The 12,674-nt window shown below is 68.5% G+C and carries 12 protein-coding genes; 6 read left to right on the forward strand and 6 right to left on the reverse strand.

Annotation, left to right across the window (positions count from 1 at the left end):
- Positions 1–45: 45 nt before the first annotated feature.
- Positions 46–654, forward strand: a complete 609-nt coding sequence (locus ACFQVD_RS24590) for a TetR/AcrR family transcriptional regulator (protein WP_343975310.1) — start codon at positions 46–48, stop codon at positions 652–654.
- Here ACFQVD_RS24590 and ACFQVD_RS24595 read toward each other — a convergent pair.
- Entirely contained in the window at positions 624–1,367 is a 744-nt protein-coding gene (locus tag ACFQVD_RS24595) for a type II toxin-antitoxin system Phd/YefM family antitoxin (RefSeq protein ID WP_343975307.1), read from the reverse strand. The genes ACFQVD_RS24590 and ACFQVD_RS24595 overlap by 31 nt on opposite strands.
- Positions 1,368–1,439: 72 nt before the next feature.
- On the opposite strand from ACFQVD_RS24595, the gene ACFQVD_RS24600 reads away from it, so the two are divergent.
- Positions 1,440–2,000: a DUF1697 domain-containing protein gene (locus ACFQVD_RS24600; protein WP_343975304.1), complete on the forward strand. Its 561-nt coding sequence runs from the start codon at positions 1,440–1,442 to the stop codon at positions 1,998–2,000.
- A gap of 55 nt (positions 2,001–2,055) precedes the next feature.
- Here ACFQVD_RS24600 and ACFQVD_RS24605 read toward each other — a convergent pair whose 3' ends face one another.
- On the reverse strand, positions 2,056–3,189 hold the full coding sequence (locus ACFQVD_RS24605; protein ID WP_343975301.1) for an epoxide hydrolase family protein: 1,134 nt from the start codon (positions 3,187–3,189) through the stop codon (positions 2,056–2,058).
- A 123-nt stretch (positions 3,190–3,312) separates the two neighbouring features.
- On the opposite strand from ACFQVD_RS24605, the gene ACFQVD_RS24610 reads away from it, so the two are divergent.
- Positions 3,313–4,353, forward strand: coding sequence for a helix-turn-helix transcriptional regulator (locus ACFQVD_RS24610; RefSeq protein WP_343975298.1), 1,041 nt, complete (start codon positions 3,313–3,315; stop codon positions 4,351–4,353).
- Positions 4,354–4,630: 277 nt separating this feature from the next.
- Here ACFQVD_RS24610 and ACFQVD_RS24615 read toward each other — a convergent pair whose 3' ends face one another.
- Together ACFQVD_RS24615 and ACFQVD_RS24620 are read right to left on the reverse strand one after the other, a co-directional pair.
- Entirely contained in the window at positions 4,631–5,512 is an 882-nt protein-coding gene (locus ACFQVD_RS24615; protein ID WP_343975294.1) for a phosphotransferase family protein, read from the reverse strand.
- Positions 5,481–5,954, reverse strand: coding sequence for a glycine-rich domain-containing protein (locus ACFQVD_RS24620; RefSeq protein ID WP_343975291.1), 474 nt, complete (start codon positions 5,952–5,954; stop codon positions 5,481–5,483). Before ACFQVD_RS24620 ends, ACFQVD_RS24615 begins: the two co-directional genes overlap by 32 nt.
- A gap of 193 nt (positions 5,955–6,147) precedes the next feature.
- On the opposite strand from ACFQVD_RS24620, the gene ACFQVD_RS24625 reads away from it, so the two are divergent.
- Complete coding sequence (locus ACFQVD_RS24625) at positions 6,148–7,569, forward strand: helix-turn-helix domain-containing protein (protein WP_343975288.1); 1,422 nt, start codon at positions 6,148–6,150, stop codon at positions 7,567–7,569.
- A gap of 140 nt (positions 7,570–7,709) precedes the next feature.
- Here ACFQVD_RS24625 and ACFQVD_RS24630 read toward each other — a convergent pair whose 3' ends face one another.
- Entirely contained in the window at positions 7,710–8,489 is a 780-nt protein-coding gene (locus ACFQVD_RS24630; protein ID WP_343975285.1) for an IclR family transcriptional regulator, read from the reverse strand.
- Between the two features lie 17 nt (positions 8,490–8,506).
- Positions 8,507–10,237, reverse strand: coding sequence for an acetolactate synthase catalytic subunit (locus tag ACFQVD_RS24635; protein ID WP_343975283.1), 1,731 nt, complete (start codon positions 10,235–10,237; stop codon positions 8,507–8,509).
- A 151-nt stretch (positions 10,238–10,388) separates the two neighbouring features.
- Here ACFQVD_RS24635 and ACFQVD_RS24640 point away from each other — a divergent pair, with 151 nt between their 5' ends.
- Together ACFQVD_RS24640 and ACFQVD_RS24645 are read left to right on the forward strand one after the other, a co-directional pair.
- Entirely contained in the window at positions 10,389–11,156 is a 768-nt protein-coding gene (locus ACFQVD_RS24640; RefSeq protein WP_343975281.1) for an alpha/beta fold hydrolase, read from the forward strand.
- A gap of 20 nt (positions 11,157–11,176) precedes the next feature.
- Positions 11,177–12,661, forward strand: coding sequence for an aldehyde dehydrogenase family protein (locus ACFQVD_RS24645; RefSeq protein ID WP_343975279.1), 1,485 nt, complete (start codon positions 11,177–11,179; stop codon positions 12,659–12,661).
- Positions 12,662–12,674: the final 13 nt, after the last annotated feature.

Genomic DNA, 12,674 nt, shown 5'->3' on the forward strand with positions numbered 1-12,674 from the left:
CAGTCGCATGGTAAACGGGAACGATGGCTTTTGTAATGCACTCGCATGAGAAAGTGGCGGGATATGCCGAAGATCGTCGACCACGACGCCCGGCGGCGGCACATCGCCGAGGCCGTGCACCGCGTCATCCATGACAAGGGCATGGGGAGCGTCAGCCTGAGGGAGGTCGCCGCCGAGGCCGGAATGTCCATGGGGGCGGTGCAGCACTACGTCACGACGAAGGACCAGATGCTGCTGCTGGCGCTGGAGCGCATCGGAATCTGGATCGGGGAGCGGGTGGCGGCTGTGGCCGCGCACCAGTCCACACCGCTCGACATGTTACGGACGACCGTACTGGAGCTGCTGCCACTGGACGAGGAGCGCAGCTACCTGAACCGCATCGGGCAGGCGTTCCAGGCGAGCTCGGTGGTGTCCGAGAACCAGGCGGCCGCGATGCGGATTGGATATTCGCACCTGCTGTCCTTCCTCGCCGAGCAGATCAGGGCCGCCCAGACCGCCGGGCAGCTCGCCGCCCACCTGGATGCCGGCAAGGAGGCGAGCATCCTGTACGCCTTCGCGCAGGGCATTGTGAACGCCACCCTGGTCGGGCACTACACACCCGAGGAGGTCGCGGCGTTGCTCGACTACCACCTGGCGCGGCTCCGCGCGGGGTGATGGCCGTGGCGGGAATCCTCGGCCGGTCCAAGCTGTAGCCGTTCTCCACGTTCAGCTCGAAGGCCTGCCGGCACTTGCGCCACGTCTATGAGCGGGACGGCCGGACGATCAGGGCCCATCACGCCGGCGTCCGACGGTTCTTCGGTTTCCGGCATGGATGCCTCCGATCGGACTACATGTCGTCGAAGATCTCGATCACTTGCAGGTGCTCCTCGATGTGGCGTCGCGGTTCCTCCCACCAGGAGGCGTCGCGGGTTGAGGATCGCGCCGATCCGGGCGAGGGCTTCGGTGGCGGCCTGAGCGTCCCAGATGTCCAGACCGGTCCTGCCGACCATGTCGGCCAGGGCGATGCTCTCCTCTGGCCCGTCAAGGGAGGCAACGGTGACACCTGCCATCAGGGACAGGCCACGCAGTGCGTCGGCCGCCTCAGGCGACTTGTTGTCGAGCATGACCCCGGTGCAGGTGCTCGACCCATTGTCCTGGCGGTACTTCCGGTCGTCCAGGAGCGGCATGCCGCGGGACACGGCGGCGAACTCGGCCCGCGAGACGGCCCGGCGCCGACGACGGATGGGAACCAGATCGCCGATGTGGTGACCGTTGCGTGTGACGGCGTACCGCTCTCCGCGTTCCAGTCCATCCATGATCTCCGCTGACCGGTTGCGCAGGTCGCGCTGGGAGATCTGGTGGGAGCGGTCGGGCTCAGAAGTGCTCACTCACCAACTCTGACCTGGAAGGACAGATGTGTTCCAGGTAACGCCGACCTTTGACCACCGTAAGATACGGGGATGGCAACGAAGGCGTACGCGGCGCTCCTCCGGGGCATCAACGTGAGCGGCCACAAGAAGGTCCCGATGGCCGAATTGCGAACGCTGCTCACCGAGCTCGGCCACGGCGACGCACGCACTTATCTGCAGAGCGGCAATGCTGTCTTCACCAGTGCTCTGGGCGACGAGAAGGCGCTCGCAGCGCAGCTGGAGCAGGCCATCGAGGAGCACTTCGGCTTCGGCGTCGATGTCCTGGTGCGTGATCACGCGTATCTGAAGGCGGTGGCCGACACCTGCCCGTTTCCTGCGGCCTCGCTTGAAGGCAGGCAACTGCACGTCACGTACTTCTCCGAGCCGGTCACCGCGTCGCGTTTCGCGTCCCTCGACGCGGCGAGGTACCTTCCCGAAGAGTTCCGGCTCGGCGACCGTGCGCTCTACCTCTACGCTCCGGACGGCCTGGGCCGCTCCAAGCTCGCAGAAGCCCTGGCGAAACCCGCGCATACCAAAGGTGTCATCGCCACCAGCCGCAACTGGAACACCGTCGTCAAACTGGTGGAGCTGACCCGGGCCCAGCCCGCCTGACCGCCGCTTCACCGACCCCGAAGGGCCGGTGCCGGGGCCGCGTCACCGGGGAAGGTCAGCGGACCTTGCCGAAGAAGTCGCGGATGTCGGCGGCGACGTGATCGGGCCGCTCCATGGCGACGAAGTGGTGGCCGCCTGGATTGTCTTCCGGCCAGTGCACGACGGTGTTGTGTCGTTCGGCGAACCGGCGGATTCCAGGCGGTCCGTTGTACACGCCGGTCGGCGCCGCCGTCTGCCCCTCCGGCCAGCCGAAGCCCGTGCTTTCGTAGTAGGGCCAGGAGGAGGTTCCCAGCGTCCCGGTGAGCCAGTAGAGGCTCACGTTGGTGAGGATCAGGTCGCGATCGATCACCTGCTCCGGCGGTTTCGCGGCGACGGTGAACTCCTTGAACTTCTGCGTCATCCAGGCCAGCGCGGCGACCGGAGAGTCGTGCCATCCGTAGGCGAAGGTCTGGGGCGCCGCACGCAGCAGCCCATGATGGTCCACGCCGTTCATCCAGTCCTGCTGCTGGAGCCGCGCGTAGGCCGCCCGCTCGTCGTCGGTCATCTCGGGAACGTCGTCTTCGGTGGGGAAGCCGAGCCCGCTGATGACATAGACGCCGACCACGTGCTCCGGGGCGACCTTGGCGACCTCCGGGGCGACGTACGCGCCGAAGTCCCCGCCCTGGGTGCCGTAGCGGTCGTATCCGAGGCGGCGCATCAGCTCCGCCCAGATCCGCGCGACGCGCGTGGCGTTCCAGCCGGTCTCGCGCGGCGGCGCGGAGAACCCGAAACCGGGTATCGACGGCACGACGACGTGGAACGCCTGGGACGGGTCGCCGCCGTGCACGCGGGGATCGGCGAGGGGGCCGATGAGGTCGATGAACTCCACGAACGAGTTCGGCCAGCCGTGGGTGAGGATGATCGGCAGGGCGTCGGGCTCGGCGGAACGCACGTGCAGGAAATGGATGTCCTGGCCGTCGATCTCGGTCATGAACTGCGGAAACTCGTTCAGTCGTGCCTCGTGCCGGCGCCAGTCGTACTCGCCGCACCAGTATTCGGCCAGATCCTTGAGGTAGTCGGTGGGGACGCCCCGGCTCCACTCCTCGCCGGGAAGTTCCCGGGGCCACCGGGTGCGGGCCAGCCGGTCGCGCAGCTCGTCCAGATCTGCCTGGGGGATATCGATGCGGAAGGGACGGACCTCGGTGCTCATGACTCTCCTCAGTGGGTGCGCGACGCCCCGGGCAGGCCCGGGTGGTACGTCGCGGCGTCATGGTCGAGAGTAGGAACCATCTGGGTCAGTTCCTGACCTATATGGCCGGGCATGATGGATCCCATGAGCGACACGCCCGCACGACTGCTCAAACTGCTGTCCCTGCTGCAGACCCCGCGCGAATGGCCCGGCAGCGAGCTGGCCGAGCGCCTGGGGGTCAGCCCCCGGACGATCCGCCGGGATGTCGACCGCCTGCGCGAGCTGGGTTATCCGGTGCGGGCGGCGATGGGGGCGGTGGGCGGCTACCGGCTCGCCGCCGGTAAGGCCATGCCACCGTTGCTGCTGGACGACGAGGAGGCGGTGGCCATCGCGGTCGGCCTGCGCATGGCGGCCGGGACTCCGGTGGACGGCATGGAAGAGGCGTCCGTGCGGGCCCTGGCCAAGCTGGAGCAGGTGCTGCCGTCCCGGCTGCGGTACCGGGTCGCCACGCTGGCCGCGGCCCTGGTGTCGATGCTGACCGGGAACGGGCCGAGTGTCGATCCGCAGCACCTGACGGTGCTCGCCGGCGCGGTCGCCAACCGCGAACGCCTGCGGTTCGCCTATCAGGCGGGTGACGGGAGCGAGACCGGACGCCTGGTCGAGCCGTACCGCCTGGTGGCGGCCGGGCGCCGCTGGTACCTGCTGGCCTACGACAACGATCGCGATGACTGGCGGACCTTCCGCGTCGACCGAATCGGTGATCCGCGGCCGACCGGCGTGCGGGTCCCGCCCCGCGAGCCGCCAGAACAGGACGCGGCCGCCTTCGTCGTCGACAAGCTGTACTCGTCGGCACCCACCTACGAGATGCTGGCGACCCTGCACCTTCCGGCCGACCAGGTGGTGCGACGGCTCGGCACCGCCCCGGGCGACGTCCAGCCGATCGACGAGCACAGCTGCCTTCTGCACGGGCGCGCCGACACCCTGGAGTGGCTGGCCGCCCGGCTGCTCCTGCTCGGCTGCGAGTTCCAGGTGCACGAGCCGCCCGAACTGCTGGCGTACCTGCGTGCGGCGGGCGCCCGCGCCATCCGCGCCGCCGGGGGTCCCGGCGAAGTCGACCGCCTACTGGCAGACGATCGGGATGTCAGCACCGATTCAGGCGGAGGCGTCAGCGTGCCACCGACCTGACGGCCGACCACTGCCATCCTTCGGACCCATGCCAGAGCAAGATCGGCAGCGGATGTGGAAAACGTCTCCGATCCCGGTTTCGTTCCCCAGCTCCGACTACATCCACCAGCCCTGTCGGAGGCGATGCCGTGCCGCTTCGAACACGGCCCTGACCGGCCGGGCCAGGAGTACGCCATGATGCTCGCCCGCGCCGCGGATGGGAACCAGATCGCCGATTCGGCGCCCTGCCGTTCGAAGCGGGTTCGAAGATCGGCTGATCCACGACGTCGCGCGTGGATCAGCAGGTGCGGTACTCCACCCATGCCCGGCAAGCCGCAGCGGTCCTCGCACGCTTCGCCCGCAGATGAGCCGGACCGACCTCGGCCAGGCGAACGGCGAACAGGGCGCGAGCCGCAGCCAGTGCGGTCACCGCATCCACCGGAGCCGAACCCCACGCAGGCACCTGGGCAGCAACCCGCTCAGCCCCGGCAGGCGTGTGACCGGCATCGATCAGCCGTGGAACGAGCAAGGCGACGTCCACCCACGCGGCCCCCTGACAGGCCATGGACCAATCGACGACCAGACACCGATCATCGTCGACCAGGAGATTGCCCGCGTGTAAGTCCGCATGCAGCAACATGGTCCCTGTCAGGTCGTCCAGGTCCAGGGCTTTGACGAGCGGTTCGTAGTAGGCGACCTCGGGCCATGGGTCGGCCAGCACGTCTTCGGCCGCGCGTAGCAGCGCGGAGACCTTGACTGTCACTGAGGGCGCCCCAGGCCAGGGGCAAGGTATGCCGATGCTGTGCACCGCGTCCACCACGAAGGGAAGGTGCGGCGAGCCGGGAGCCAGGTTCGCCTCTCGGCCGGGCGCGTGCTCGAAGACGAGTAGGTGCCAGTCAGCGACGTCATCGGCCCACACCATGCGGGGTGCTGGGATACCCGTGGGGAGCGCCTGGTTGGCGGCGCGCTCCCGTACGTAGTGAGGAGCGATGGGTGCGGCGGAGGGGGCCGCCTTCGCGAAGAAGACGGCCCCCTCAGTGGTGGTGACGTGTGCAGCGATTCCAGAGGTCAGACCGGCCTCGGCCGATCGGATGTGGGCGACCGAACCGGTCTGCTCCTCGATCGCCGCGCGAGCGGGATCGGGCAGGTCAGCCCACTGCCTTCTGCTTCGGACTGTCACTGCACCCCGCATAACACTGGTTGCACCTGCCGCTGCTGCATTCGGCGGAGGCCGGCCATACCACCGGGTCCACCCGGTAGCCGGCGGCCTCCATCGCGGCCATCGTAACCGCGAGGCTGCCCCCGGCCCCGGTTTCGCTGGAGATGTCGTCGGGGGTGTGGTGGATGAACCGGCCGGCAACCCTCGCGCAGAAGTCCCGGTACTCGCGGGTGTACATCAGGAACGTGTGCCAGCCGAGGTCGACCTGCTCGGACGGCCCGAGGCCGGCACCGGGGTTGGCGGCGCAAGCGGCGAGGAACGCGAGCGCCTGCTCCATGATGATGTCGGCCTGGTGGGCGTGAGCGGGGTGGTCGACGGCGATCCGCGCGGTCAGCCGGTCGAATAGGTCGTGGCTGATGAGAGTGCGGAGGGTGGTGGCGGGCCGGTCGAGGATGACGGTCATGGTGGGTCCTCCTGTCGGTGGTGCCGGTTGGCTTACGCTTCCACGGTCGCCGCCGCAGGTGGGGGCTGTCATTGCTGGACTACCCGCCGGCCATTGAGAGTGAGGCGTCAATTACACACATGGCCTGCACGGTAAGTGCCCAGTCGGTTACGGTGCATCGACCGGCGTGCGTGACGTACGGAGGTGCACCCCCATGGGGCAGATCACCAGGTCCAGACGTGCACAGATCCAACGCGAAGCGGCCAGCATCCGCATCCGTGGGCAACGGGAGGGCTTCCCGACCGAGCAGATCGTTACCGCCCTGCGCAACACCTGTCAGGAGCTGACCCCGCTGGAGGCCTGGCGGCTGGCTCTCGGCTGGTCACGCGCCCAAGTCGTCGCCCAGGTCGCAGCCCTGTACCTCGCTGACGGACTACACCCACCAGCCCTGTCAGAGGCGATGCTGTGCCGCTTCGAACACGGCCCTGACCGGCCGGGCCAGGAGTACGCCATGATGCTCGCCCGCGCCTACGGGACGCACCCGGATCAGCTCGGCTTGCGGCCACGGTGCGTGTGTGGACGGGGCGAGCGGGAATACGGTCAGCCGTACGAGACCCATCCCGAGTGGGCGCCGGTCCTGCCGCCAGGAGTAGAACTGATGAGCACAGCCAGTGGACTGCCCGCCATCCGAGAGTCACTTCGCCTTGCCCTGCTGGATGCCCCGCACGGCAACCCAGCGGTGGCGGAGCTCGCCGAGGCGGCTGTCGAGTACTACGCGCTCACCTACTCCCGCCACGCCCCCGTACCTCTCTTCAACGAGGTGCATGCCGCCCGCGGCCTGCTGGGCGACGCGCTGGCCACCCCTGCTGACGAGGTGACCGGGACAGAGCTACGCCGCGCGGCCGGATGGCTGTCCGCGCTCCTCGGCAACCTCGCCTTCCACCTGGGCGATCACAGTGGAGCTCGCACCCACCTGGCGGTCGCCGGATCGCTCGGCGACCGCACAGGGGATGCCCGGCTGGCGGCGTGGACGCTCGGAGCGCAGAGCATGGTCTCCCGGCATCGCCAAGATCTACCCGCTGCTCTCGCCTACGCTCACGCCGGTGCCGGGCGGGCTCCGTCACCGCTGGTACGTGCCCAACTGCTCGGCTGGGCGGTGCTGCCCTCACTGGCCCAGACAGGTCAGGCCGCAGACGCTGAACACGCCCTGGGGGAGGCGACCAGCATCCTCGCCGCGGACTCTGCCGGTGGGGAGCCGGGCCGGTTCGGGTTCGACGCCGCCGAGCTGGACTTGCATGAGGCGGAAGCATGGCTTGCCCTGGGGCGCGCGGACCGGGCCGCCGACCGGGCTGAGGCATCGGCCGCTGGGTGCGTGCCGCACACCCCGGGCTGGGCTGCGGCGACGTTGGTCCTCGCTCAAGCGGAGGCGCTGCCACATCCGGGGGACGCTGCGGCGCGGACTCTTGACGTGCTGGAGCGGATTCCAGCGGAGCGGCTACGCTCCACTGCCCGGGAGCGGCTTCAGCGGGTCGTGGCCACGCTGGGCGACACGAACATCGCCACGGTGCGAGACCTTCATGAACGGGTGCGGATACTGCCCCCGCTGATCGACATCCACGGCCGTAGCACCGTCTGAAGGGGTCCGACTCAGCGCTCGATACGGCGGTCCACAACCGGCTGAGGTCCCTCCGCGTAGGACGGACACCGCACTGCAGCGATCATTCCCCTCCTGTCACTGGACCGTCCTGGCCACACACAGGTATGCGGCGTGCCGACTCATGGCGCGAGACCGAGGACTGCCGTTGCCTTGTTCGCCGCGTCGAGCACCGTGCCGACCAGCTTGTCCTGTGCTTCGCCGAATCGCGACGTCGGTGCGACGATGCCGACGGCACCGGCTATGGAGCCCTCGTGTTTGAAGAACGGGGAACCGATCGTCGTGATGCCGGGGCTGGAGTCGATGTCGACGGCCCACCCCCTTGTCCGGATCTCCTCGAGTTCCCGCAGCAGAGCCGCTCGAAATCGCCGCTGGGCGGCCGGGGTCATACCGGTCAGGTTGCGCGCGATGATCTCGTCCCGCAGCGTGGCGTCGGCGTGGGCGAGTACGGCCTTGCCCGACGCGCGGTGTGGCTCGTTGCCCGTGAGGCCGACGTAGAGCCCGCTGACACGCAGCGGTTGTGACCCTTCGACCAGAACTTTCAAGATCACGTTCCTGTCGTCGAGAGTCGACAGGAACGAGGTTTCGGCGGTCGTGTCGGCGAGTTCGCCAACGATGCTCGCGAGCTTGTCGTTGGTGTTGAAACCGAGCTGGTAGGTCCGGAACAGGGCGCCCACGCTGGCTCCGAGCCGGAGTGTGGCGTCGGCTCGGCGCTCCAGGTAGCCACGCGCGAGCAGGGTCCGCATCAGGTGGTAGCAGGTCGTGATGTTCAGGCCGAGGCCGGCGGAGACCTGTTGCACCGTCGGCGCCGGTTCGGCGGCGGCCACGTACTCGAGAAAGCTCAGCGCTCGCTCGACTGTCTGCAGAGTCTGCTGGGCGGGCTTGACCGAAGCGCTGTTCACTATCTGAAATTATCAGGTTACGAGGCGGGCGCGGCCCGATGCAGCGGGGCGTTGAGCCGGTCGGTGAACGCGTCGAACGCCCGGACGGGCGGATAGGCGTCGGGGTCGACGATCACGTCGATGACCGTGGTGTGGCCGGAGTCCAGCGCTTTCCGCAACGCGGGGGCGATGGCGTCCGGGTGGTCGACCACGATCCCCGCGGCTCCCACGGCGGTCGCGATGGCGGCGTGGTCCACGGGATCGAACTCCACACCGGTGGTCGTTTCGCCGAACACGGCGTTCTCGGCATGCCGCTGGGCTCCCAGGACCGAGTTGTTGAGCACCACGACGGTCACCGGAAGGCGCTCTCGTACCGCGGTTTCCAGCTCGGACCAGACGTGTGCGAAGCCACCGTCGCCGACGACCGCGACGACACGCCGCCCAGGCGCGGCGATTTTCGCTCCCAGGGCCAGGGGCAGTCCCCAGCCGAGGCCGGCCAGACCTCGTGGCATGAGGAAGCGCTGGCCGGGCCGCTTCGCCAGGAGGTAGCCGGCGATCCAGAACGAGGAGTAACTGGCGTCGGCGACCACGATGTCGTCGGGGTCCAGGAGCCGGCCGAGCTCGGCGAAAAGGCGTTCCGGGGCGATGGGGGTCTCACCGGACTCCAGCAACGGGGTGACGGCCTCGAAGTGCCTCCGGCGGCCGGCGGCGATGGTGGCCCTGAGCTCTTCCGACCGGGCGACGCGGAGGGTGAGATCGGTCGCCGCCAGGGCGGCCGTGAGGTCCCCGAGCGCGGCCCGGGCATCGCCGAGCAGGCGTACGGACTCATAGTTTCGTCCCACCTCGATCGGGTCGACATCGATGTGGACATAGGTGGCGTCGGGGGATGTCAGCGTCCAGCCCTCGGTACCGTTCTCGTTCGTCCGGGTACCGACCAGCAGGACGACATCGGCTCCGGCGATCAGGGGGAGGTGAAAGTGCGCGGGTCCGCGCTCGCCGGTGACATTGGCGGCGACCCCCAGTGACAGCGGACCCGATTCGTCCACGGCGCCCTTGCCCATGTTCGTGGTGACCACAGGTAGGTGGGCGATCTCCTGCAGCGCGGCCAGTTCGGCCACCGCACCCGAACCGTGCACTCCGCCGCCCGCGACGACCAGGGGAGACCGCGCCGTGGCGATGAGCCGCGCCGCCCGCGACACCGCGGCGGCGTCCGGCCGGGGGCGGTCGAGCGGGAAGGCCCCAAGGTCCGCGGTGCGCGCGAATCGCCCTGGCACAGCGGGCTTTCCGAGGACGTCCCGGGGGACGAGCAGGACGACCGGCCCGGGTCGTCCGCTGTTCGCCATGGTGAACGCCTGGTCGATCGTGTCCTCCACGCGCGCGGGATCATCGATGCGCCGCGTCCACTTCGAGACGCTCGCGAACAGCGCGAAGTGGTCCAGCTCCTGGAACGCGTTGCGGTCGCGATTGCCCGAGGGCACCTCCTGCACCAGCACGAGCATCGGTATCGACGCTTTGAGGGCTTCTGCCATCGGGGCGACGAGCAGGGCGGCGGCAGGGCCGTTCTGGGCCGCCACCACCCCGATCCGGCCGGAGATCCGAGCGAACCCGTCGGCCATCGCGCCGCCCGCGTTCTCCGTCCGGTACAGGATCTGGCGGATTCCGATGCGCTCGGCGGCGAGCATCAACTCGGTCGGATTGCTTTGGCCCAGGATCGCCTCGACCCCGTGACGGGCCAGTGCACCTGCGATGACGTCGGAAACAGTGGTCATGTCCGCACGGTTTCAAACTATGAATCTTATGTCAAATAGTGAATATTTCATTATTTGAAGCGAGGTTCAGATATTGACATGCCTGTGACGTGGCTCATATCGTCGGGCGGTGAGCGCCTCGGCCTCTCGTCACAAAAGATCTGGAGTCCCCATGACCATCGACACTGGTGAGTCGCAGCTGAGCCCGGTGCTCTGCCTGCACTCGCTGTTCCTCGACCCGCGCGCCTTCGACGGCCTTGTCGCCGCCGGATCCGGGCGCTTCCGGTTCATCGCGCCGGAGTTCCCCGGGCAGGCCGGCCGCCTGAACGAAGTCGATGCGACCGTGACCATGGATCAGTGCACCGACGACGTGCTCGCCCTGGTAGACCGGCTCGGTCTCACCTCTGTGTCGATCGTCGGGCAGTCGATGGGCGGCGACGTCGCGGTCCGCATAGCGGCTCGCCGGCCCGATCTGGTCGGCAGGCTGGTGCTGATGGGCTCGTCGGCGAGGGCCGAGACCGGCGAGAACGTCGACCTGTTCGGGGCGCTCGTCGACAGGTTCGAGCGGGAGGGATTCACCCCGGAGATCGTCGACTTCGTCAAGGGCATCCTGTTCGCGGCGACCGTTCTCAACGACCCGGCCCGCTCGGACATTCACGAGACGTGGACCAAGCGTCTCGGCGAGCTCTCCCCCAGGCTCGCTCATGCCGCACGGGGCGTCGTCCAGCGGGAGAGCGCGCTTGCCCTGTTGCCCCTGATCACCGCGCGGACACTCATCATCTCCGGGACCCAGGACCAGGCCCGCCCGCCGGCCTGGTCGGACGAGATGTTCGAGGCGATTCCGAACGCCGAACTCTGGCGCATCAAGACCGCGGGTCACAGTCCCTGCCTCGAGGACCCGGACGCCGTCATCCCGCGCATCCTCGAGTTTCTCGTCTAGTTCGGAACGGAGAAGGCGACATGACCACTCCCCCCAGGCTCGCGGTGGACTTCCTTGCCCGGTCGCACCGGCTGTTCATCGACGGCGAGTTCGTCGATGCCCTCGACGGCAAGACATTCGAGACGATCGATCCGGGCACCGGCAAAGTGCTCAGCACGGTGGCGGAGGCATCGGAACGGGACGTCGATCGCGCGGTGGCCGCGGCCCGTCGCGCCACGGAAGGTCCATGGTCGGTCATGTCGCCCAGCGAGCGGGGCCGCATCGTGCACCGCATCGGCGACCTGATCGCCGAGCACGCCGAGGAACTCGCGGAACTGGAATCACTCGACAGCGGAAAGCCGGTCGGCGCGGCGCTCACCGTCGAGATCCCGCTCGCCGCGGACATGTTCTGGTACATGGCCGGCGCGGCACGGCGGATCACCGGGGCGACTATCACGCCGTCGGTGCCCTACATGCCGGGCCAGGAGTTCCACGCCTACACGACCCGCGAACCGCTGGGCGTCACCGGACAGATCATCCCCTGGAACGTTCCGATCCTCATGGCCGCGTGGAAGCTCGCCCCCGCACTGGCCACCGGCAATACCGTCGTGCTGAAGCCCGCCGAGCAGACGCCGCTGACCGCCCTGCGGATCGGTGAACTCCTCCTTGAGGCCGGCGTCCCGCCGGGCGTGGTCAACATCGTGCCGGGATTCGGGGAACGAGCCGGAGCTCATCTGGCCGCGCACGAAGGCGTCGACAAGATCGCTTTCACCGGTTCGACCGAGGTCGGCCGCAGCATCGTGCGCGCCGCGGCCGGCAATCTCAAGCGCGTCTCACTGGAGCTGGGCGGCAAGTCGCCGAACATCGTCCTCGACGACGCGGACGTCGATGCCGCGATCGCGGGAGCCGCGCTGGCGATCTTCTACAACCAAGGTGAGGTGTGCTCCGCCGGCAGCCGTCTCTACGTGCACGAGTCCCGGTTCGACCAGGTCGTCGAAGGTCTCGCCGAGCGTGCGCGCGGCATCAGGGTGGGCTACGGCCTCGATCCGGATACCGACATGGGCCCCCTGGTGTCGGCGGAGCACTTCGAACGGGTCGGCCGATATCTCGATCTGAGCAAGGAGTCCGGGGGCCGGACACTGGTCGGGGGCGGTGCGCTGGACCGCGACGGATACTACGTGCAGCCCAGTGTGATCGCGCGGCCCGACCGGGACCATCCGATCGTCCGGGAGGAGATCTTCGGTCCGGTCGTCACGGCCTTGCCGTTCAGCGATATCGACGATCTGGCCGCTCAGGCCAATGACACCGTCTACGGCCTCGCGGCCGGGGTGTGGACGCGCGACCTGTCGAAGGCGCACCGGCTGGCCAAACGGCTGAAGGCCGGAACCGTGCACGTCAACACCTATCACGTCTTCGGCTCCGAACTGCCTTTCGGCGGATACAAGCAGAGCGGCTGGGGCAGGGAGAAGGGCGACGCCGTGCTGGAGCAGTACCTCGAAACCAAGTCCGTCGTCGTGGCACTGTGAAATCCGAGGACGG

This window comes from Streptosporangium amethystogenes subsp. fukuiense (genome assembly GCF_042665875.1).
In the GTDB taxonomy this organism is placed as follows: Bacteria; Actinomycetota; Actinomycetes; order Streptosporangiales; family Streptosporangiaceae; genus Streptosporangium; species Streptosporangium fukuiense.